At 61.7% G+C, this 22,642-nt stretch carries 19 protein-coding genes; 5 read left to right on the forward strand and 14 right to left on the reverse strand.

Annotated features, from left to right (window positions below):
- Positions 1-65: 65 nt before the first annotated feature.
- From AB8A38_RS14790 to ltnD, 5 genes are all read right to left on the reverse strand, one after another.
- A complete protein-coding gene (locus AB8A38_RS14790; protein WP_315840638.1) occupies positions 66-1,274 on the reverse strand; it encodes an efflux RND transporter periplasmic adaptor subunit in 1,209 nt (402 codons plus the stop codon).
- On the reverse strand, positions 1,264-4,461 hold the full coding sequence (locus AB8A38_RS14795; RefSeq protein ID WP_315840637.1) for an efflux RND transporter permease subunit: 3,198 nt from the start codon (positions 4,459-4,461) through the stop codon (positions 1,264-1,266). The genes AB8A38_RS14790 and AB8A38_RS14795 overlap by 11 nt, the downstream gene beginning before the upstream one ends.
- 457 nt (positions 4,462-4,918) lie before the next feature.
- On the reverse strand, positions 4,919-6,196 hold the full coding sequence (otnK, locus tag AB8A38_RS14800; protein WP_439086459.1) for a 3-oxo-tetronate kinase: 1,278 nt from the start codon (positions 6,194-6,196) through the stop codon (positions 4,919-4,921).
- Positions 6,193-6,975, reverse strand: a complete 783-nt coding sequence (gene otnI, locus AB8A38_RS14805) for a 2-oxo-tetronate isomerase (protein ID WP_439086460.1) — start codon at positions 6,973-6,975, stop codon at positions 6,193-6,195. The genes otnK and otnI overlap by 4 nt, the downstream gene beginning before the upstream one ends.
- Before the next feature lie 17 nt (positions 6,976-6,992).
- Complete coding sequence (gene ltnD / locus AB8A38_RS14810) at positions 6,993-7,910, reverse strand: L-threonate dehydrogenase (RefSeq protein ID WP_439057171.1); 918 nt, start codon at positions 7,908-7,910, stop codon at positions 6,993-6,995.
- A 132-nt stretch (positions 7,911-8,042) separates the two neighbouring features.
- Here ltnD and otnC point away from each other — a divergent pair, with 132 nt between their 5' ends.
- Entirely contained in the window at positions 8,043-8,708 is a 666-nt protein-coding gene (gene otnC, locus AB8A38_RS14815) for a 3-oxo-tetronate 4-phosphate decarboxylase (protein WP_439086461.1), read from the forward strand.
- A 21-nt stretch (positions 8,709-8,729) separates the two neighbouring features.
- On the opposite strand, the gene AB8A38_RS14820 is transcribed toward otnC, so the two are convergent.
- The 6 genes from AB8A38_RS14820 to AB8A38_RS14845 all read right to left on the reverse strand — a co-directional run bounded on the left by AB8A38_RS14820 (position 8,730) and on the right by AB8A38_RS14845 (position 14,380).
- Positions 8,730-9,434, reverse strand: coding sequence for an ABC transporter ATP-binding protein (locus tag AB8A38_RS14820; RefSeq protein ID WP_439086462.1), 705 nt, complete (start codon positions 9,432-9,434; stop codon positions 8,730-8,732).
- Positions 9,418-10,152, reverse strand: a complete 735-nt coding sequence (locus AB8A38_RS14825) for an ABC transporter ATP-binding protein (protein ID WP_439086464.1) — start codon at positions 10,150-10,152, stop codon at positions 9,418-9,420. The genes AB8A38_RS14820 and AB8A38_RS14825 overlap by 17 nt, the downstream gene beginning before the upstream one ends.
- On the reverse strand, positions 10,149-11,132 hold the full coding sequence (locus tag AB8A38_RS14830; protein WP_439086465.1) for a branched-chain amino acid ABC transporter permease: 984 nt from the start codon (positions 11,130-11,132) through the stop codon (positions 10,149-10,151). Before AB8A38_RS14830 ends, AB8A38_RS14825 begins: the two co-directional genes overlap by 4 nt.
- The gene (locus AB8A38_RS14835; protein ID WP_210269314.1) at positions 11,132-11,965 is read right to left on the reverse strand and encodes a branched-chain amino acid ABC transporter permease; all 834 of its coding nucleotides are present in this window, start codon (positions 11,963-11,965) and stop codon (positions 11,132-11,134) included. Before AB8A38_RS14835 ends, AB8A38_RS14830 begins: the two co-directional genes overlap by 1 nt.
- A gap of 264 nt (positions 11,966-12,229) precedes the next feature.
- Positions 12,230-13,480, reverse strand: coding sequence for an ABC transporter substrate-binding protein (locus tag AB8A38_RS14840; protein WP_315840629.1), 1,251 nt, complete (start codon positions 13,478-13,480; stop codon positions 12,230-12,232).
- A gap of 81 nt (positions 13,481-13,561) precedes the next feature.
- Positions 13,562-14,380: a putative hydro-lyase gene (locus tag AB8A38_RS14845; protein ID WP_439086466.1), complete on the reverse strand. Its 819-nt coding sequence runs from the start codon at positions 14,378-14,380 to the stop codon at positions 13,562-13,564.
- A gap of 119 nt (positions 14,381-14,499) precedes the next feature.
- On the opposite strand from AB8A38_RS14845, the gene AB8A38_RS14850 reads away from it, so the two are divergent.
- The 3 genes from AB8A38_RS14850 to AB8A38_RS14860 are packed head-to-tail and all read left to right on the forward strand — an operon-like array spanning position 14,500 to position 17,636.
- Positions 14,500-15,417 carry a LysR family transcriptional regulator gene (locus tag AB8A38_RS14850; protein WP_116661272.1) on the forward strand — a complete coding sequence of 306 codons (918 nt, stop codon included), beginning with the start codon at positions 14,500-14,502 and terminating at the stop codon, positions 15,415-15,417.
- A 40-nt stretch (positions 15,418-15,457) separates the two neighbouring features.
- On the forward strand, positions 15,458-16,705 hold the full coding sequence (locus AB8A38_RS14855; protein WP_439086467.1) for a Zn-dependent hydrolase: 1,248 nt from the start codon (positions 15,458-15,460) through the stop codon (positions 16,703-16,705).
- Between the two features lie 22 nt (positions 16,706-16,727).
- The gene (locus AB8A38_RS14860; RefSeq protein ID WP_439086468.1) at positions 16,728-17,636 is read left to right on the forward strand and encodes an NAD(P)-dependent oxidoreductase; all 909 of its coding nucleotides are present in this window, start codon (positions 16,728-16,730) and stop codon (positions 17,634-17,636) included.
- 72 nt (positions 17,637-17,708) lie between these two features.
- Here the strand turns inward: AB8A38_RS14860 and AB8A38_RS14865 are convergent, their stop codons facing one another.
- Entirely contained in the window at positions 17,709-18,785 is a 1,077-nt protein-coding gene (locus tag AB8A38_RS14865; RefSeq protein WP_439086469.1) for a tartrate dehydrogenase, read from the reverse strand.
- A 141-nt stretch (positions 18,786-18,926) separates the two neighbouring features.
- On the opposite strand from AB8A38_RS14865, the gene AB8A38_RS14870 reads away from it, so the two are divergent.
- Complete coding sequence (locus tag AB8A38_RS14870) at positions 18,927-19,706, forward strand: SDR family oxidoreductase (RefSeq protein WP_439086470.1); 780 nt, start codon at positions 18,927-18,929, stop codon at positions 19,704-19,706.
- Positions 19,707-19,874: 168 nt separating this feature from the next.
- Here the strand turns inward: AB8A38_RS14870 and AB8A38_RS14875 are convergent, their stop codons facing one another.
- Both AB8A38_RS14875 and AB8A38_RS14880 read right to left on the reverse strand, forming a co-directional pair.
- Positions 19,875-20,786 carry a 4-(cytidine 5'-diphospho)-2-C-methyl-D-erythritol kinase gene (locus AB8A38_RS14875; protein ID WP_439086471.1) on the reverse strand — a complete coding sequence of 304 codons (912 nt, stop codon included), beginning with the start codon at positions 20,784-20,786 and terminating at the stop codon, positions 19,875-19,877.
- A gap of 4 nt (positions 20,787-20,790) precedes the next feature.
- The gene (locus tag AB8A38_RS14880; protein ID WP_439086472.1) at positions 20,791-22,578 is read right to left on the reverse strand and encodes a tetratricopeptide repeat protein; all 1,788 of its coding nucleotides are present in this window, start codon (positions 22,576-22,578) and stop codon (positions 20,791-20,793) included.
- Between the last annotated feature and the right edge of the window lie 64 nt (positions 22,579-22,642).

Here is a 22,642-nt window from a genome sequence, read left to right on the forward strand (position 1 = left end):
ATAATCGTAAACGGAGGGGGCACTATGCCGGGCATACGAGCCCGGCATAGCGCGGCGTCAACGCCCTACCCCTTCACTTCCTTCTTGTCCGTCTCGGCCGTCGGCTTGCCGTTTTTCGGAGTACCGCTGCCGCCAGTGATACGGACCTTGTCGCCGTCGTTGAGGCCGTCCGGCGGGGCAATGACGATGCGATCGTCGGCGGCGATGCCGGATGCGAGCTCGATGTCGCGGCCGAGATCCCTGGCGATGGTCACGGTCTTGAACAGGATCTTGTCGTCCGGTCCAACGGTTGCGACGCGCAGGCCGCTCTTGTTGAAGATCAGTGCCGAAGCCGGCACATGCAGCGGCGCGGAATCACGCGCGAGGCTCATCTTCACATTGGCATAACCGCCCGGCAGCAATTCGCCGTTGGGGTTGTCGAGCACAAGCTGCATTCGCGTGGTCCCCGAAGCTACATCGACCGATTGCGACGAAGCTTCCACCGTGGCCGGGAACGTCTTGTTCGGATGATCGGGCACGCTGATGATCGCCTTGGCACCTAACCTGATCGCCGGCACATAGCTCTGCGGCACGTCGACATAAACGCGCAGCTTCTTGATATCAGATACCACGAACATCGCGGCACCGGTGCCGGTGCCGCCCGAGATCAGCGCGCCGACGTCGGTGTTGCGCTGGGTCACAACGCCATCGAACGGCGCGGTGATCTTCTTGTAACCGGCCAGCGCTTCCAGACGCTCGACATTGGCTTGGCCGGAATTCACGGCGGCGCGCTTGTTGTTCAGATCGGCAGTGCGCTCGTCGATTTCCTGCGCCGAGACGAAATTCGACGCCACCAGCGTCTTGCGGCGGTTCAGCGTCGCTTCCGACAGCTTGGCGCTGGACTGCTGACTGACGAGATCGGCGCGGGCCTGCAGCAACTGCTGATCGAGATCCGGGGCTTCGATCTCGGCGATCACCTGGCCGGATCTGACCTGTGCACCGATATCGGCGCTCCAGCTCTTCAGATAGCCCGAGACGCGGGCAAAAATCGGCGCGCGGTAATAGGCTTCGAGCCGGCCGGGCAGATCGAGCGACGCGTTGAGAACGCGGGCATCCGGCGGAGCCACAGCCACCGTCGGGATCGCCTGATCGTCGGTCCAGGTCTTCAAATCGCTCTCGGTCTTGGCGCGGGCCATGATGCCGGTGACGACGATGGCGCCGGCGGCGCACAAGCCAATCACTCCGACCAGGCCGAGCTTGCGGCGTGACACCGGGGGGGTCTGCTCAGTGGGCATGCAAAGTCTCCGAGGTAGCCACGTCAGCCGCAGGCTGATTTTCGGGCTGCTGTTTCTTGTGAACCATGCTGAAAACCACCGGCACGAACATCAACGTGGCGATGGTAGCAAAAATCAGGCCGCCGATGACAGCGCGGCCAAGTGGCGCATTTTGCTCGCCGCCCTCGCCCAGCCCCAGCGCCATCGGCGCCATGCCGATGATCATGGCCAGGGCCGTCATCAGTACCGGGCGGAAGCGGACGAAACCGGCTTCGGACGCGGCCTTGATGGGATCACCGAGGATCGCGTAGCGCTCGCGGGCAAAGGAAATCACCAGCACCGAATTGGCCGTTGCGACACCCATACACATGATGGCGCCGGTCAATGCCGGAACCGACAGCGTGGTCTGCGTCGTGAACAGCATCCAGACGATGCCGGCCAATGCCGCCGGCAGCGCGGTGATGATCACGAACGGATCGGACCAGGACTGGAAGTTCACGACGATCAAGAGATAGATTAGCACGATAGCGCCGAGCAGGCCGAACAACAGGCCGGCAAAGGCGCTGTTCATGGTCTGCACCTGACCGAGCAGCGCCACATTGCTGCCCTTCGGCACATCCGCCTTGGTTTCTTCCAACACCTTGTAGATATCGTTGGACACGGAGCCGAGATCGCGACCCTGCGTGGTGGCATAGATCTGCACCATGGACTGGATGTCATATTGCGACACCACGGCATTCGAGGTCGAGCGATTGATGCTGGCAATGCCGCCGAGCATCGGGGAGTTGTTGCTGGCATTCACGGCCGTGATCGGCAGCGTCTCCAGCGCACCCAGCGAATCCAATTTGTATTGCGGCGTCTGCATCACGATGGAATAGGACACGCCGTTATCGGGACTGAGATAATAGGTCGGCGCGACTTGCGACGAACCTGCGAGGTTGACCACGAGGCTGTTGGTGACATCGCGCTCAGTCAGGCCGACATATTGTGCACGGGTGCGGTCGACATCGATGTTGAAGCCGGGATTGTTCGGCGACTGCTGGAGCCGTGCATCGGCAATGCCGGGAATGCGACGGATCTTGCCGAGCAGCTTGTTGGCATATTCGAAGTTCGCCGCGAGATTCGCACCGCGGATCTGCAGGTCAATCGGGGCCGGGGCGCCGAAGTTCAGGATCTGGCTGACGATGTCGGCAGGCAGGAAGGCGAAGCTGACACCCGGGAACTGCCGCGGCAGTTGTTCGCGCAATTGCCGGACATATTCCTCGGTCGGCCTGTGGCCTTCCTTCAGCTTGATCTGGAAGTCACCATCCTGCGGGCCGATCACGCCGGTGTTGTTATAGGTGAGATTGATGCCGGAGACGGGCATGCCGATATTGTCGGTCATGGTCTCGATCTGATCCGGCGGGATGATCTTGCGCACCGCCTTGGTGATATCAGCGAACTGGTTGGCAGTTTCCTCGATGCGGGTGCCGACCTGGGCGCGGACATGCATCAGGATGGCGCCGCCATCGACCGACGGGAAAAAGTTGCGGCCGAGGAACGGCACCAGCAGGAATGACACGCCGACGACGCCGAGGAAGCCGATCACAAAAACGGGGCGCCGCGCCAGCGCCATATCCAGCAGGCCATGATAGCCGCCGCGAATACGTTCGAAGCCGGCCTCAAAGCCACGCTGGAAGCGCACCAGCGGATTGCGGGTCGGCGGCTTCTCGCCGTCATGATGGACATGCCGCTGCAGCAGATACTTGGCCATGGTCGGCACCAGCGTGCGCGATAACAGGAACGACCAGACCATCGCGAACATCACCGCTTCGGCCATCGGCACGAACAGGAAGCGCGCGATGCCGTTGAGGAAGAACATCGGCACGAAGACGATACAGATACACAGCAGCGACACGAATGCCGGCGTCACGATCTGCGCCGCACCGTCCATGATCGAGCTCTCGACGTCCTTGCCCTGCTCCAGATGGTAATTGATGTTTTCGATGGTCACCGTGGCGTCATCGACGAGGATGCCGACTGCGAGCGCCAGACCGCCCAGCGTCATGATGTTCAGCGTTTCGCCAATCATCGACAGCATGATGATGGCGCCGAGCACCGCTAGCGGGATCGACACCGCGATGATGACGGTGGAACGCCAGCTGCCGAGGAACAGCAGGATCATCACCGACGTCAGCAAGGCCGCGATAACGCCTTCCACGGCCACGCCCTCGATGGCGCCGCGCACGAAGCCGGATTGGTCGCCGATATAGCTGATCTTCAACGCGTCCGGCAGCGCCGCGCGATAGTCGATCACCTTCTGCTTGATGCCGGATATGATATCGAGCGTCGAGACCGAACCGGCCTTTAGCACCTGCATCAGCACCGAGCGATTGCCATCCACATGCACGATATTGGTCTGCGGCGGATTGCCGTCGCGCACGGTGGCGACGTCGTCCACATAGACCATGGCGCCGTTGACGCTCTTGATTGGCAGCCGGCCGAGTTCTTCGATCTTCAGCGGCGAATTGTTGAGGTTGATCGTGTATTCGAACTCGCCGATCTTCTGCGTACCGACCGGCGTGATCAGGTTCTGCGCCGCCAATGCATTGGCGACGTCCTGCCCCGACAGACCGCGCGCCTGTAGCGCGCCGGGATTGAGGTCGATCTGGATCTGGCGCTGCTTGCCACCGAACGGGTACGGAATCGCCGCACCGGGCACGGTGACCAGCGGTGTACGGAGCTGATTGATGCCGATATCGGCGAGGTTCTGTTCTGTGAGACCATCGCCTGACAGAGCAACGTTGATGATCGGAACCGTCGAGGCCGAGTAATTCAGGATCAGCGGCGGCGTGGCGCCAGGCGGCAACTGCTTGATCAGCGTCTGCGAGATCGCGGTGACCTGCGCATTGGCGGTGCGGATGTCGACATTGGGCTGGAAGAAGATCTTGATGATGCCGAAGCCGGCATAGGAATTCGCCGTGATGTGCTCGATGTCATTGACCGTGGTGGTGAGTGCACGCTGGAACGGCGTTGTGATACGGCCGGACATCTGGTCCGGCGGGAGGCCGGTATACTGCCAGACCACGCCGATGACAGGGATGCGAATATCAGGGAAAATATCGGTTGGCGTGCGAAGCGCGGCCAGCGGCCCGACAATCAGCAACAGCAGGGCCAGCACCACAAAGGTGTAAGGCCGGGTGAGGGCGATGCGCACCAACGAGATCATGAACGGGTAGTCCTCGATACATTGACGAGAGGGGCACAGCGGAAGACCCGCCTGCCCACGATCGAATTCACCTGTTTAGAGAGATCGTCCGCATCCGATTAGTGAGCCGGGCCGGCATAAGCCTATCGGCTCGGTTCATGAATGAACGGGCAATCCTCTTGCATGAAGGGCTGCGAACGAGTGGTTTCCGCGCCTGTCCACACCAGCAGATTTACCCGACCTGCGACAAAATAGCTAACGCGCCAAGCCTCACGGCAATTCACTTCAGCGGTATTGTTAATTGTTTCCGGTCCGCCGTGGCGTCCGCACAACAGTTTAGGCTTTAAAAGATGTGGTTGCGGCTCGCGACACCCAAGGTGTCACAGGCCGGTCAAGATGAACTATCTGTAATGCGCGCGACGCAAGCAACGCCCTGCCTATTCGGGCAGCCTGCCGCCCCGGGATTGGGCGACATCCATCAGGTCATCAGGCCAAGCGCATCTTCAAAAAAAGCCGGCCCACCGAAATTGCCGGACTTCAGCGCCAGCAGCATCTGGCGCTCCGCCGCACCGACCGCGCGCAACACCGGCACACCGGCGGCGATTTCCGCACCGACCAGAAAACCCGGAATGCCCAAACGATCCACGACAGCGCCGGATGTCTCGCCGCCAGCCACGACGAGCCGTTGTACGCCGGCGCGGACGAGACCTTCAGCGAGATCAGCCATCGCCTGCTCGATGGCATGCCCCGCGGCATCGCGGCCATGGCGCTTTTGCAGCGCCGTCACCTGATCCGGCGTCGAACTGCTGGCGATCAGGACCGGGCCCTTACCCAACCGTTCCTTCGCCCAACCGAGCGCGCGCTGCACTTCCGCGCCACCGGCAATCACCTGTTCGGGATCGAGACGCAGCACCGGCATCACCTGTTCGGCGCGCGCGATCTGCTGTAGCGTCGCCTGCGAACAACTGCCGGCCAGACAGGCTGCAGCGCCACCCACGGGCGTATCCTTGATCGAGGTCGCCGCATTCGCCTTGACGCGCCCTGACGCGACCAGTGCACGCGCGAGACCAAGCCCCATGCCGGATGCACCGACAGAGACGCGATGACCGAGGGCGACCGCACCGATGGTTTCCAGATCGCTGGCAAATACGGCGTCGATGATCGCCGCGCCAAAACCATTCTCCGACAGTCCGTCGAGATGGGTCCGCACCACGTCGGCGCCGCAAGCGACAACTCCGAGATCGACCAGCCCGATATTTGTCGCGCTCTGCCGCGCCAGCACACGGACGAGATTGGAGTCGTGCATCGGATTGAGCGGGTGATCCTTCAGCGGGCTCTCGTTCAACGGCACAGAGCCAACGAACAGATTGCCCTGATAGACCGTCCGGCCGGTCTCGGGAAATGCCGGCGTCACCAGCACGATGTTGTCGCCGGAATCGATCCGCAACGCGTCCATTACCGGGCCGATATTGCCGGCATCGGTGGAGTCGAATGTCGAACAGATCTTGAACAGCACATGGTCCGCGCCGCGGCTGCGCATCCATTTTTCGGCGGCGCGCGATTTCTCGACCGCCCTGCTGGCCGCGATCGAGCGACTCTTCAACGACACTACAACGGCATCGACGTCCGGCAGCTGCAGATCGTCCGCAGGAATGCCGATGGTCTGCACCGTGCGCAGACCGCAGCGGGTCAGCGTGTTGGCCAGGTCGGACGCACCAGTGTAGTCGTCGGCGATGCAGCCCAGCGCCAGCGTCATGCTTTCACTCCGGCATAGGGCTTGAACCAGCCGAGTCCTGCGACCGTGTCGCCGGCCGGGCGATATTCGCAGCCGATATAATTGTCGTAGCCGATCCGGTCGAGTTCATCGAACAGGAACGGATAGTTCAGTTCCTCGCCGGACGGCTCGTTGCGCGACGGCACGCTGGCGATCTGGATATGCCCGATCCACGGCAGCATCTCGCGCAGCCGCATGGTGACGTCACCGTGCATGATCTGGCAGTGATAGATATCGAACTGCAGCCCGAGATTCGGAATCTTCATGTCAGCGATGATGTCGCGCGCGAACATAAAGTCGTTGAGAAAATAGCCGGGCACGTCGCGCGGGTTGATCGGCTCAATCACCACGTCGACGCCATGTTCGCCGAGAAAATTCGCGGCCCATTCAATGGATTTGCGGAAAGCCGCCACGGCCTTCGGATCGCGACGATCAGCGAGACCTGCCATCATGTGCAGGCGGCGGACATTGGTGGCCAGGGCATAAGGCAGTGCCGTGTGAATGCTCTGCCGGAGCTCATCGAATTTGTCGGGACGTGCGGCAAAACCCTTTTCGCCGGCATTCCAGTCGCCGGGCGGCAGATTGAACAGCACCTGCTTCAAGCCGTTGCGCTCCAGCCGTTCGGCAATCGCCTCCGGCGGATGCTCATAGGGAAACAGGAATTCCACCGCCGTGAAGCCGGCGTTCGCCGCGGCATCGAAGCGATCGAGGAATGCGTGTTCGTTAAACATCATGCTGAGATTGGCAGCGAAGCGGGGCATCGATCGTCCTCGTGTTCTTAATTCGGCTCACCCGGCAGCTTGGTACCGGTGACCTTGGCATACATCCGCGCCACCGACGCATCGTCATCGCGGCCCATGCCGGAGGCCGAGGTCATCAGAAACATCTGCAAAGCCGCAGCGGAGACTGGCACGGGGAATTTCGCTGTACGCGCCATGTCCTGGATGATGCCAAGATCCTTGACGAAGATATCGACCGCGCTGCGCGGCGTGTAATCGCCATCGAGCACATGCGGCATGCGATTCTCGAACATCCAAGAGTTGCCGGCGGAGGCGGTGATCACCTCGTAGACCTTGCGGATATCGAGACCCTGCTTGGCGGCAAACGCGATGGCTTCCGAGGCGGCGGCGATATGTACGCCCGCAAGGAGCTGGTTGATCATCTTGAAAGCGGCGCCCTGCCCGGCGGCATCACCGAGTTCGTAGAGCTTGGCGGCCATCGCATCGAGCGCTGGCCGCGCCTTGGCAAAGGCAGCCTCGCTGCCAGAGGCGAGAATGGTGAGTTCGCCCTGCGCCGCGCGCTGTGCACCGCCGGAGATCGGGGCATCGAGGTAATGTCGGCCTGTGGCTTCGAGATCCCCAGCGAGACGGCGGGCGACATCGGGATCCATCGTCGCGGACGATACGAATACCGCACCTTTCGGCAGCGTTTCGGCAACGCCATCCGTCCCGAACAGGATGGTCGCTGTCTGCGCTGCATTGACGACGACGCTGATGACGATATCTGCGCCCTGCGCTGCGCCGGCCGGGGTATCAGCGCCCTGCCCTCCGTCAGCCACGAAGCGCTTCACCGCATCCGCCGAGACGTCGCAGCCGGTCACCGTGAAGCCGGCCTTCTTGAGCGACAGGGCCATGCCATAGCCCATCGACCCCAGACCAATAACGGCGACGCGTGGTTTTTCAGATGCAGGTGACATGCGGCAATTCCTAGGGGTCCTCGATGGCCAGCTTGAGGCGGCCTTGCCTCTCGGTAACACGGCTTGGCCATCATGCCAAAGCGTGGGAAAAAGCATTACGAGGAAATGCCAGGAAAAGACCGAGGACATCCGGTGACTGACACAAAGCTGCGTGAAGAGATCTGCCGGCTCGGCCGCTCGCTGTTCGACCGTGGGCTAACGCCGGGCTCATCAGGCAATATCAGCGTGCGCTGCGATGATGGCGGCTGGCTCGTGAGCCCGACCAATGCATCACTGGGCTCACTCGATCCGGCCCGGCTGTCGCGCCTCGACAGCAACGGCCGCCTCATGTCTGGCGATCCACCGACCAAAGAGGTTCCGCTGCATACGGCGCTGTATGAGACCCGCAGCGCCGCCCGCGCCGTGGTGCACCTGCATTCGACCCATTCGGTGGCGGTGTCGATGCTGCCAGAGATCGATCCGCGCGCCGTGCTGCCGCCGATGACGCCCTATTACCTAATGAAATGCGGCGCGACGGCCCTAGTGCCCTATTATCGGCCCGGCGATCCGGCGGTCGCCGATGCCATCAAGGGCCTCGCCGGTAAATATTCATCCGTGCTGCTGGCCAATCACGGCCCGGTCGTGTCCGGCGACACGCTGGAGGCGGCGGTCTACGCCATCGAGGAACTCGAAGAAACCGCGAAGCTCTACCTGCTGCTGCGCGGGCTCAACCCGCGGCACCTGACGCCGGCGCAAGTGAAGGACTTGGTGGCGACGTTCGGGCTGGTGCTGCCGGCTCATGATGGACATGGGCACTAGTCGCCCACATCCTTCGACAACTTACAGCCCCAGATAAGCCTTCCGCACATCCGGATTGGTCGCGATCTCCGACGCCTTGCCCTGCATCTGGACGCGGCCGGTCTGCAGGATGTAGGCGCGGTCGGCGATCTCCAGCACTTCGGCCATGCGCTGCTCGACGATCAGCACGGTCATGCCGGTGCTGCGGATCTTGACCACAGCCTGGAAGATTTCGTCGACCAGTTTCGGCATGATGCCCTGCGAGGGCTCATCCAGCATCAGGAGCCGTGGCCGGGTCATCAACGCACGGCCGATGGCCAGCATCTGCTGCTCTCCGCCGGAAAGCGTTTCGGCGCGCTGCTCGAGCCGCTCCGACAGACGCGGGAATAGTTCGAACACCAGCTTCAACGGCTCGTCGCGGTCGGCCTTGCCACGATACATGTAGCTGCCGAGCCGAAGATTGTCGTGCACCGACAGCCGTGGAAACAGCCGGCGGTTTTCCGGCACATAAGCAATGCCGCGCGCAGTGATCAGATGCTGCGGCACGCCATTAATCTGCTCGCCATCGAACGTGACCGTGCCCGAGCGCGGACGCTCGGCGCCTGCGATGGTCTTGATCAGCGTCGACTTGCCGGCGCCATTGGAGCCGCAGACGGCAACGATCTCGCCCTTGGCGACGTCGATGGTGACGTCCGAAATGGCGACCAGCCCCTGATAGGCGGTGGTGGCTTCACGCACCGACAGCATGGCGATCCCCGAGATAAGCGCTGATGACTTCCGGATGCCGCACGACATCGGTGGGTTTGCCCTCGACAAGCTTCTTGCCGAGATTGAGCACGATGGCGCGGTCGACCAGCGGCATCACGATTTCCATGACGTGTTCGACCATCAGCACGGTGACGCCGGTCTCGCGGACCTTGCGCACCAATGCCACGCCGGACTGCGCCTCAAGCGGTGTGAGCCCGGTAAGACATTCGTCGAGCATTAGGAGCTTCGGCTCGGTGGCGAGCGCACGGGCGACTTCAAGCCGGCGCTTCTCCGATGGAATGAGATCGCGGGCGAGTTTGTCGGCTCGCGGGGCGAGCCCACAGAACTCAAGCACTTCATGCGCCTTGCGCCGGGCGTCACGCATCTTGTCGTTGCGGATCAGCGCACCAACGATGACGTTGTCGATGACAGTCATCGTCTCGAAGCTCTTCACCACCTGGAACGTGCGCGCGATGCCAAGCGCGCAGCGCTCAGCCGCGGGTAGGCTGGTGACGTCCTTGCCGTCGAACCAAATTGTTCCCTGCGTGGGTGGCAGCACGCCTGCGATCAGATTGAAGAGTGTCGATTTGCCGGCGCCGTTCGGGCCTATCAGGCCGACGATCTCGCCAGTACCGACCGAGATCGACACGTCACTATTGGCGATTAGGCCGCCGAAGCGCTGCCAGACGCCACGGGTCTCTAACAAAGGCGCGCTCATTGCGGCACTCCTTTCGAGGCCGGGCGGCGCGAGAACAGGCCGATCAGACCATCCGGCCGCGCCAGCGAGATTATCACGATTACCGCACCATACAGAATGAGGTCGACGCCGCGGCCGGAGCCGCCGATGAACGAGCGAGTCAGTTCGGTCATCGGGATCAGGATCACCGCGCCGAGCACCGGGCCCCACAGCGTGCCGATACCGCCCAGCACCGCCGGCAGCGCCATCAGCAACGAGAACTGGAAGGTCATGACGCTTTCAGGATCGATATAGGACACGAACTGCGCATAGAACGCGCCGCCGATCGCGGTGAGGAAAGCGGAGACGGCAGCGGCGCCCATCTTGGAATTGAACACCACGACGCCGAGGCTTTCGGCCGCATCTGGATTATCCTTCACCGCGCGCCACCAGAAGCCCCATTTGGAGTCTTCCAGCCACCAGGTGATGAACCAGGCGACGCAGCAGAACACGAGGGCGAAGTAATAGAACGGCAGCTTGCTGCGCGTGAACTGGAACTTGGCCCAGCTATCGCCGCGCACCGGGATGTCGATGCCGAGCGCCGCACCGGCATAGTCCCAGTTGTGGAACAGCAGGAAGCCAATTTCGGCGATGACGATGGTGGCGATGACGAAATAATGGCCGCGCAGGCGGAAGGTCGGATAGCCCAAGGCGAGCGCGATCAGCGCGGAGATGATGCCACCGCCGAGCATACCGAACCACGGCAGCACGCCGAATTTGGTGAACAGCAGCGCCGTCGTATAGGCGCCGAGGCCGAAATAGAGCGCATGGCCGAGCGAAATCTGGCCGCAATAGCCGCCGAGGATATTCCAGGCCTGCGACAGCGCCGCATACATCAGGGTCAGCACCATGATGTTCTGGACATAGACGTCCTTGACGAAGAACGGCACGCAGGCGGCGATGGCCGCAAGCGCGGCGGCGAGGATGAGGTCGCGGCGGCGACGCTGGGTAAAGCTGTCCATCAGATCGATCCGAACAGGCCGCGCGGCCGGACAAAGACAACGAGAAGATAGACGGCATAGATGCCGACCGATTTGAGCGACGGCGGCAGGATCATCGCCGTGGTCGCCTCGACCAGACCGACGATGATGCCGCCCGCGAACGCGCCGAACACGCTGCCAAAGCCGCCGAGCGCCACGGTGACGTAAGCGATCAGCGCAAAGGACGCGCCCACGTCGGGGTAGATGTAGAAGAAGATCGCCATCACGCCGCCGGCGAGACCGATCAGCGCCGAGCCGAGGCCCCAGCCGAGGGCGAACACCTTGTTCTTGTCGATGCCGACCAGCGCCACGGCACCGGCATCCTCACGGGTTGCTTCAAGCGCGCGACCGAAGTCGGTCTTCTTCATGAAAAAGTAGAGCGCACCGAAGGCAGCGATGGAGATCAGCGCGCCGACCAGCTGCGGCACCGGCAGGAATACGCCGAAGATCGAGATCGTCTTGCCGCCGAGCATCGACGCCGGGATGCTGCGATAATCCGGGGTGAAGAAGAACTGCGCGAGGCCGCGCATCAGGATGGCGAGGCCGAAGGTCGCGAAGATCTGCACCATGCCGATATTGGCCTTGGCCCGCATCGCGAAGCGTATGATCACGAGATAGATCACCGCGCCGAACACGAACATGCCGGCGGCCACCAGCGGGATCGACAGCAGTGGGTCGACCGCCCAGAACATGAACAGGAAGAAGGTGAGATACATCGCCAACATCAGGAATTCGCCATGGGCGAAGTTGGTGACGTCCATCAACCCGAAGATCAGCGCGAGGCCGACCGCGAGCAGGCCGTAGAGCAGCCCCATCAGCAATCCGCTGGCAAGGCTCTGGATGATGGTCGCGGCGGTCACGAAGTAATCCTCTCTGTCTGTCGTCCCCGCCTAGCACGCCGTAGGCGTGCGCGGAGCGGGACCCATAACCACCGACATCACAACTGGGCGATGCCGGTCAGACTAGGTGCAAACCAATCCTTCGGAGGATATGGGTCCCCGCTTTCGCGGGGACGACACCGGAGTGTGGTGACGTCGTCGAGTCCGACGACGCCGCTACATGCGTTTAGAGAACACGCCTTACGGCATCGGCCAGATCGCATCCGCCACGGCGGCCTGCGGCGGGAAGATGGTGACGAACTTGCCACCGTTATACTGCAGCAGTACCGGATCGGCGTTGTTGTTCTGGCCCATCTCGTCGAACTTGACCTTCGCCCACGGCATGATCGTGCTCTCACCCGGCATGTCGGTGGCGACCAGCGCTTCGCGGATTTTCTCACCATCGGTGGACTTGGCGCGATTGATGGCGTCAGCCATCACGATCAGGCCCATGAACTGGCGCGAGGAGTAGTCATTGAAGTCCTTGCCGGACTTCTCCTTGAACATGTCGTTGATCTTGCCGACCATCGGACGCTTGGCGGCGAGATCGAGCGAGAAAGAACCGCGCGAGATCACGCCCGGAATCTTGTCACCGACCGCATCATACAGCGCCTTCTCGGAGAAGCCGGCGTCCTGTGCGACGATGTTCTTGGCCTTGTAGCCGAGTTCGCCCATGGTCTTGATGAGCAGGATGCCATCGGTGGTGTAGCTCGACGGCATCAGCACGTCGGCATTGGCAGCCTTGAGCTGCTGCACTTCGGCAGTGAGTGACGGCGAATTGGCGCGATACTTGATGTCGGCGACGATCTTGTAACCGCGGTCGGCAGCGAGCTTGAGCTGCGCATTCGCCGAGTCGGTACCGAAGATCGTATCTTCATGGAACAGCGCCAGCGTCTCGATCTTCTGGCCTTTCTTCTTCAGTGCATCGAAGAAGTCGAACATCGCGGTCGAGAACATTTCGTCATGCGGCGCGGCACGGAAGTAATACTTCAAACCACGGCGATGCAGGCTCGGCGACGAATTGTCGGCCGACAGGAACGGGATCTGGTAGCGCTCGCAGATCTGGCTGACGGTGACGGCGACGGCGCTCTGATAGGTGCCGACGATGGCTGAGACCTTCTCCTGCGTGATGAGACGCTCGGCTTCGGCGCGGCCCTTCTGCGGATCGGCCTGATGGTCGGCGAAGACGAGACGCACCTTGGCGCCGCCGAGACCGGTGAAGCCTTCGCCCTTCGCCATCGGCAGCGCGAAATCGTAATCCTTGTTGATGATGTCAGCAGCCGTTTCGAAAGCCTTCTGCGCGTCGACGCCGATCTGCGCGCTGGCGCCGGACAGCGGATAAATCACTCCAATCACAACTTCCTTGACCTGTGCGCGCGCAGGCTTGGCGAGAGGCAGCAGCGCGGCGGAAGCGGCGCCTCCAAGCAATACGTTTCGGCGAGAAATCGTCATGTCTTTGTCCTTTGTGACCGGCGGCTATCGATGAAACTAATCAAGGTTACGGTAAAGCCCGAAAGATCGGCAAGCTGCTTCTTATAAAACAGCCAAATGCTTATTCTTGAGGTCAGTAACGAGCATGACGCCCGGTGCATGCGTGATGGCAAACGGCACGCTGGCTGCAGCAATGACGGCTTGCGGCGTCACGCCACATGCCCAGAACACCGGGATTTCATCCTCGTTGATGTGCACCGCATCGCCGTAATCAGGCTTGTTGATATCCTTGATGCCGATCGACTGCGGCAGACCCAGATGTACCGGCGCACCATGCACTGCGGGAAAACGCGAGGTGATCTGGACGGCGCGGATCGCATCAGCCGGCTTCAGCGGTCGCATCGACACCACCATCGGCCCGGCGAACGGACCTGCGGATTTGCAGGCGATGTTTGTGCGATACATCGGCACCAGCACATCCTGTTCGATGTGACGGATCGGCAGGTCATCGGCCATCATGGCTTCTTCGAAAGAATACGAACATCCGATGACGAAAGACACGAGATCGTCGCGCCAGTACTTTGTCACCTCGTAAGGGCGATCAATCGCCTCACCATCCTTCCAGACGACATATTGCGGAATGTCAGTCCGAATATCGAGATCAAGACCGAGGGCGGGAATGCTTGGATTGCCGACATCCGACATGCCGATGATCGGGCACGGCTTCGGATTGAGTTGGCAGAAGCGATGGAAAGCCGCGGCCTGGGCTTCCGGCAGAATGACGAGATTGCCCTGGACATAACCCGGGGCCACTCCGGCGGTGCTGCCATATTTGCCCGCGCGATATTCGCGGCGAGCAACCGCGCTGGGCAAGTCCGAGGATCGATCGTCGCCTTGCTGCGCTGCCGAAGAAATAGCCATCTTAGTGTCCTGCCTAATTCTGCCTCGACACGCACTGAAACTCAGGGCTAGTATAATGTCTAATCGTTGTTTTTAATCAACATCCATAAATCCTACTTATCGAAAGCCGGATCGCATCCATGGCGGACTTCAAGGCGCTGGAGACCTTTCTCTGGGTGGTCAATCTCGGCAGCTTCCGCGGCGCGGCCCAGAAGCTCAACACGACCCAGCCGGCAATCTCCCAGCGTATCGCGCAACTTGAGCACGAGATGGGCGTGCGGCTCCTGCAGCGTGACCGCCGTATCGCCTCGCCGACGCCAGCCGGGCGGCAGATGCTGGTCTATGCCGAAAAGCTGATCGGCCTGCGCTCAGAGATGATGGCGGCGGTTGGCGATCGCTCGGCAATGCGCGGCGTGCTGCGGCTCGGCGTCGCCGAAACCATCGTCCACACTTTGCTGACGCGGCTGATCAAGCACGTCAACATCTCGTATCCGAACCTGTCCCTCGAAATCGAGGTTGATATCACGCCGAACCTGAACGCGCGGTTGCAGGCACAGGAGATCGATCTTGCTTTCGTGCTCGGGCCGCTTTCAACATCCAACATTCGCAACCGTGTGCTGTGCGACTACCCCGTCGGCTTTCTCGCCAGTCCTTCACTCGGGCTGGGCAATGATCTGCTCTCGATCCATGACCTTGCGAAATTTCCCATCATCACCTTCTCGCGCAAGACCCGGCCCTACGAGATCGCGCGTTCGCTGTTCAACCGGCCCGACCTGCCACCGATCCGGCTGCACGCCAGCGCGTCGCTGTCTACCGTGATGCACATGGCGATTGACGGCTTGGGCATCGCACTGATCCCGACAGCCATCATCGAGAACGAACTCGCGGACGGACGGCTGCAATTGCTCAATACCAACCTGCAGCTCCAGCCACTGACATTTTCGGCAAGCTGGCTCGCGTCGCCCGACACCGCCGCAATCGAACTCGTCGCAGGCATTGCTGCGCAACTGGCGCAGAACAGCCCATTGGTTGACGAGCCGGCATCGTCGGGTCATTGAAAAGCAGGCCTCTTCAACACAAACTATCGGGACAGACCGCATGACCACGCTTGGCGACAACCTCAAAATCGATTCCGCGCGGCTCTGGGACACCATCAACGAGACGGCAAAATTCGGCGGCACCGCGAAGGGCGGCGTACGACGCCTAACGCTCGGTCCTGAAGACAAGCTGGTCCGCAACTGGTTTCGCAAGGCATGCGAAGACGCTGGTCTGGAGGTGCATGTCGACGCGCTCGGTTCGATGTTCGCGCTGCGCAAGGGCCGCGACATGTCGAAGGCCCCGATCGGCGTCGGCTCGCATCTCGATACCCAGCCGACTGGTGGCAAGTTCGACGGCATCCTCGGCGTGCTCGGCGCGCTGGAAGTCGTGCGGACGCTGAACGATGCTGGCATTGAAACCGAGATGCCGATTTGCATCGCAAATTGGACCAATGAAGAGGGCTCGCGCTTTGCGCCGGCGATGATGGCCTCCGCCGCCTATGTCGGCGACTTCACCACCGACGATATTCTGTCGCGCAAGGACATTGCAGGCGTCACCGTCGGCGAGGCGCTGGATGAGATCGGCTATCGCGGCGAGTTGCCGGTCGGCACACAGAAATTCTCCGGCTTTGTCGAGCTGCATATCGAGCAGGGCCCGATCCTCGAGGCCGAGAGCAAGACCATCGGCGTGGTCGAAGCTGGCCAGGGCGTGCTGTGGTTCGACGGCAAGATCACCGGCTTCGAGAGCCATGCCGGTTCGACACCGATGCCGCTGCGCAAGGATGCGCTGGCGACGCTGTCGGAGATCGTGCTGGCCACTGAACGTGTCGTCAGCAATATCGGTGCGCTCGGCACTATCGGCGAAGCCGTGATCGCAAATCCGTCGCGCAACGTGATCCCAGGGGAGATCGCCTTCACCATGGATCTGCGCAGCGCCGATGCCGGCAAGCTGGACGCCATCGAGAAAGGCGTGCGCGATGCCATCAAGGAGATCGCTGCGCATCGCAAGGTCGACGTTGCCTTCGACAAGGTCTGGCACAAGCCGCCGACGCACTTCAACAAGGACTTCGTCAATGCGGTCGAGACCGCTGCGACGTCGCTCGGCTACTCGCATCGTCGTATCACCTCAGGCGCCGGCCACGACGCCTGCAACCTCAACAACATCATGCCGACAGCGATGGTGTTCATTCCGAGCAAGGATGGCATCAGCCACAACGAGCTCGAAAGCTCGACGCAGGAAGATTGCGCCGCCGGTGCCAATGTATTGATGCATACGGTGCTGGCGCTTGCCGGCGTCGCATCGAAGTAACGAAGACAGACAGGGGATAGTGATGCGGGGTGTATTCGTCGATGCCAGCGAAGAACTGGCAAAGATTCTGGAACGGCTGACGCAGCCGGGCGACATCGCGGTAAAGATCAATCGCGATGAGGATATCAAGTCGGCCGATTTGCCCAAGGTGCTGGACGGCGCCGAGATCGCGATCGTCGATCACACCTATCTGCCGACCGATGTGGCCAAGCAGTGCGCCGGCCTGAAGCATGTCGTGTTTCTCGGCACCGGCGCGCGCAGCTACATGCATATCGAGGAGCTTGCCGGGCTGGGGATCGAGGTGCACCTGATCCGCGGCTATGGCGATACGGCCGTTGCCGAATGCGCCATCGCGCATATGTGGGCTGCTGCGCGCGGCCTTGCCCAGCAAGACCGTGAAATGCGGGCCGGCAACTGGCTGCGCGATGAAGGCATGGAGCTGACCGGCAAGACGGTCGGCCTGGTCGGCTTCGGTGGCATCGCCGCGGAAGCCGCACGCATTGCGCTCGGCTCGGGCATGAAGGTGTTAGCCTGGAACCGGTCGCCGAAGTCCTATCCTGGCGTGACCTTCACCGATCTTGACACGGTATTGTCGACCAGCGACGTGGTCTCTATCCATCTGCTGCTGAATGACGAGACGCGCGGCATGATCACACGCGACCGCATCGCGCAGATGAAGAAGGGCGCGATCCTCGTCAACACTGCCCGCGGCGCTGTCGTCGATGAAGCCGCGATGATCGATGCGCTGAGGTCCGGTCACTTGCGCCATGCCGGCCTCGACGTTTTCGACATCGAGCCGTTGCCGGCAGGCCATGTGCTGACAACGATCCCGAACGTGACGCTATCGGCGCATTCGGCTTTCCGCACGCCTGAGGCGAGTGTGAACTTGATTGCGGCGGCCTGGAAGCATTGCAGAAGGATTGCAGCTTAAGCGCTGCGAACTCCCAAAATGAAAATGCCCGGCTCAAAGCCGGGCATTTTTATGGATGCGCAAGAAGCAGAATTACTCCAGCATTTCCGCAACGGCTTTTCCGCAAGCAGTCGTGTCAGCCTGGCCGCCGAGATCGCGGGTACGTAGCGTCCTTTCGCCAAGCGTACGTTCGATCGCTTTGACGATGGAATCCGCAGCTTGCTTCTCCCCGAGATGCTCCAGCATCATCGCGCCGGACCAGATCATGCCGATCGGGTTAGCAATGCCCTGCCCCGCGATGTCAGGCGCCGAACCATGCACGGGCTCGAACACCGACGGGAAATCACCGGTCGGATTGATGTTGCCGGAAGGTGCGATGCCAATGGTACCGGTGCAGGCCGGGCCGAGATCAGAGAGGATGTCGCCAAACAAGTTGGATGCGACGACGACGTCGAACCAGTCCGGATGCATTACGAAATTCGCGGTGAGAATGTCGATGTGATACTGGTCCCACTTTACATCGGGATAGTTGGCGCCCATCGCCTTCACGCGTTCGTCCCAATAGGGCATCGTGATCGCGATGCCGTTGGACTTGGTCGCCGAGGTCAGATGCTTCTTCGGCCGCGACTGCGCGAGGTCGAACGCAAATTTCAGGATGCGGTCGACACCGGTGCGGGTCATCACCGTCTGCTGGGTAACGAATTCACGGTCGGTGTCCGGGAACATACGGCCGCCGACGGATGAATATTCACCTTCCGTATTCTCGCGTACCACCCAGAAGTCGATGTCGCCGGGCTTGCGGCCGACCAGCGGACAGGGCACGCCGGGCATCAGGCGGACCGGGCGCAGATTGACGTATTGATCGAACTCGCGGCGGAACTTGATCAGCGAGCCCCACAACGAAATGTGATCCGGAATCTTTGCCGGCAGGCCGACAGCACCGAAATAAATCGCATCGTGCTTGCCAATCTGCGCCTTCCAATCGTCCGGCATCATCTGGCCGTGCTTCTCGTAATAGTCGTAGGACGAGAAGTCGTAGTGATCGAAATGCACCTTCACGCGATGCTTTTTCGCTGCCGCTTCAAGGACGCGCAGGCCTTCGGGCATCACTTCCTTGCCGATGCCGTCGCCGGGGATGACTGCGATCCGATATTCTTTTTGTGCGCTCACGAGCAGGTTTCCTTCGCCAGTAATTCGGGCTCAGATGTGGACCAATCCCGGCCCGCGATCAACGCTGCACTGCAATGTTGACCGCTTTTGCCGCGGGGTCCTAATTCTGTCCCAGCCACTCCTGCAATCCAGAGGCATTTCATGGATCTTCATTTGCGCGGCAAGCGCGTCCTGATCACGGGCGCATCCAAGGGTATCGGCGCGGCAGCCGCGGAAGCCTTTGCCGAAGAAGGCTGCGATCTCCGCCTTGCCGCCCGCAATGTGGAGCAGATGCAAGCCGTGGCAGACCGGCTGCGCTCCAGCCACCAGATCGACGTCGCCGTGCATGGCGTCGATCTGCGCAAGCCGGACGATCTGGCCGCGCTGGCGGCTGCCGCCGGCGATATCGACATTCTCGTCAACAATGCCGGCGATATTCCCGGCGGCTCGCTCGACAAGATCGACGAACCGACCTGGCGCCATGCCTGGGACCTCAAAGTGTTCGGCTTCATCAATCTGACGCGGCTGATTTATGCGCAGATGAAGGCGCGCGGTCATGGCGTGATCGTCAACGACATCGGGGCTGCCGGCGAGAAGTTCGACGCCAATTACATCTGCGGCAGCGCCGGCAATGCGGCGCTGATGGCGTTTACGCGGGCGCTGGGCGGAAAGAGCCTGAAGGACAATATCCGCGTGGTCGGCATCAATCCCGGCCCGGTGGAGACCGAGCGTCACGTCACGCTGATGAAGACGCGCGCCAAGACCCAATTGGGCGACGAGAACCGCTTCCGGGAATTGCAGCAGGGTCTGCCGCTCGGGCGCGCCGCGAAGCCGCGTGAGATCGCCGACATGATGACGTTTCTGGCGTCAGATCGCGCGGGCTATACGACCGGCGTGATCTACACGGTGGATGGTGGCTACAGCGCAGGCTGGGGCGGCTAGTCGCTTTTCCTAACCTCTCCCCGCTCGCGGGGAGAGGTCGGAGCACGAGCGGCAGCGAGTGATCCGGGTGAGGGGGAGCCAGTGTTTCACTCACTGGCTCCCCCTCACCCGTCGCGGACTTCGTCCGCGCCACCCTCTCCCCGCAGGCGGGGCGAGGGAAAAAGCGCGCTAACTCAGCGCGCCGGCATGGACCCACCACAGCGGATGAGCGAGCTGGATGGCGCCGGCCGCGCGCTGCGCGTCGGTGTCGTTGCCGAACAGCGCAAAACAGGTCGCGCCAGAGCCCGACATGCGGGCCAAGCGAACGCCTTCGGCATCGCGCAAGGCCGACAGCACCGTGTTGATGACAGGCTCGACCTTCAATGCGGGCGCTTCCAGATCATTGGTTCCGGCATTGAGCGCATCGATCCAGGCATCGAGTAAGCCGCCTTCATTCGGCCAGGTGGCCCGTTTCAACACGTCCTTGACGCCGACACGGAGTTCGCCGTTCTTCAGGCCGAGCTCCTTGAACACATCCTTGGTGGCCACCGGCACGCGCGGATTGACCATCACGCAGGGCAAACGCGGAATGCTGAGCGGCAGCAGGTTTTCGCCCACACCCGTCATCACGCAGGCGTGCGACGGCACGCAAACCGGCACATCGGCGCCGGTCAGGCGCGCCACTTCGAGCACGCGGGGATCGTCCATTTCGAGATTGTTGGCGCGCACCAAGAGGCGGAGCGCTGCGGCAGCATCCGCCGACCCGCCGCCAATGCCGGCGGCAACCGGCAAGTGCTTGTCGAGTGCAAAGCGCCCGAATGTAAGACCCTCGACGCGCTCGCCGAGCAGCCGGGCGGCCTTGATCACGAGATTATCGGCGCTGTCGCCGCATTCCTGCGCGCGCGGACCGGTAGCGGTCAGCGACAGATCGCCGCCCGCATCGAGCGTCAATCTATCGGCGCAATCGGCAAAGGCCACGACGCTTTCGAGATCATGATAGCCGTCAACTCGACGGCCGATGACGCGCAGGGTCAGATTGACCTTGGCGCGCGCATCTTCTTCGAGAACCGGGCTCGTTGAACCGGTCGTGCCCCCAACCATGGAATTAGCCGCCTTTGCCGTCTTCTTTTTTCTTGTCGTTGGATGCGGCCGAGGACGAAGGTTCGTCCGACAGACCGTTTTCCATCTTGGCTTCGATCTTCGGAATCTCTTCGGCTTCCGGCTTCAGATCCTTGGCATGCTGCCACTGGAACTTGGCTTCCAGCTTGCGACCGACGCGCCAATAGGCATCGCCGAGATGGTCGTTGATGGTCGGATCTTCCGGCTTGAGATCGATGGCGCGCTCGAGTTGCTTCACGGCGTCGTCAAAATTGCCAATGCGATAATAGGCCCAGCCGAGCGAGTCGACGATGTAGCCATCGTCCGGACGCTGATCGACGGCACGCTTAATCATTTTCATGGCGTCGTCGAGGTTGATGCCCTGATCAATCCAGGAATAGCCGAGATAGTTCAGCACATGCGGCTGCTCGGGCTGCAATTCGAGCGCCTTGCGCATATCGACTTCAGCCTTGGCCCACTGCTTGGAACGCTCCAGGCAGATGCCGCGGAAGTAGAAATACACCCAGTTCGGCTTGTCCTGGTTGGCGGCGATGACATCGATGCCCTTGGTATAGGTTTCGGAGCAATCGGCGAATTTCTTGCGACCGCGCTCGATATTACCGAGCGCCATAATGGCTTCGAGATCCCGGGGATCGTCGGCGACAACGCCCTTGAGAATCTTGATGCCTTCATCGCTGCGATCAGCCGCATCGAGATCGGTGGCCTGCTGGATCTGCGCATTGCGCTTCAGCGCCGAATTGGCGGGCACGCGCTCATAGACCTTGATGGCCATCTGCGGCTTCTTCACCGACTCGTAGAGATCGGCGAGCGACAGCAGCGCCAACGAGTGGTCCGGCTTGAGATAAAGCGAGAGCTGCAGATAGACCAGCGCGAGATCCTCACCGCCGCGGCGGGTCAGCGACGCGCCGATGCCATAGAGCGCTTCAGCAGCGCCAGCCTGCGGGCTGTCGACCAGCGGAGCCAGTTTCTTGCCGGCCTTGGTTTCGCGGATACCTTCCAGCACCAGCGGGTGACGGGCGAGCTTCTTGTTGAAGGTCTCGTAGATGCCGAGCGCCGCAGCATCGTCCTTGTTGCGCGAGGTCCAGCGGCCATAGGCATCAACCACGCGCAGCGCAGAATCGTCGAGCTTGTAGGCGCGCTCGAAACGGGCGCCCGCATCCTTCTGCTTGTTGGCAAGATCGAGGATCAGGCCGGCATGCAGATCCTTGAAGATCGGATACCATTCCGGACCGGCCAGCTTGTCGATATTGGCAATCGCCGTCTTGCTCTCACCGGCGCCGTAACCGGCCCAGGCCGACAGCAGCGTCGCCACGAGGTCGGTGATCGGGCCGCGAACCGACTGGTTGATATTGGTCTGCGCGGCAGCGTATTTCTTCAGCTTGAGATCGCGCACACCCACAACGAGACGGGCGACGCGGTTCGACTTGTCGATGGTCAGGATGCGATCGGCAAGCTTCACGGCCTCTTCGATATCGCCATCGGCGAGCGAGGAGATGAAAGCGCGATCGAGCAGCTCATTGTTCTTCGGATCGGTGCGCAGAGCGGAGCGGTAAAACGCCGCAGCCGAGGTGGCGTCGCGCTCGACGCTGGCATGGCGAGCGGCCAGATAACTGCCGGCGGTGGTGAGCGACTTCAGATCGCGGGAGGTGGGAAACTGGGCGGCGGAGCTATCGCCGGTATGATCCGGGGTTTGCGCCGGCAGCTGACCGGGCATCGCGAGGACGGCGACCGCGGCGGCAGCGAGCGTCAAACGATTGAAACGGATGGACAACATAGGGTTCGCCTAGCTCCAGGATTTACGGGCAGGATATCGAGCAAGAACGCGAGCAGGACTGCAA

The organism is Tardiphaga sp. 839_C3_N1_4 (assembly GCF_051811045.1).
In the GTDB taxonomy this organism is placed as follows: domain Bacteria; phylum Pseudomonadota; class Alphaproteobacteria; order Rhizobiales; family Xanthobacteraceae; genus Tardiphaga.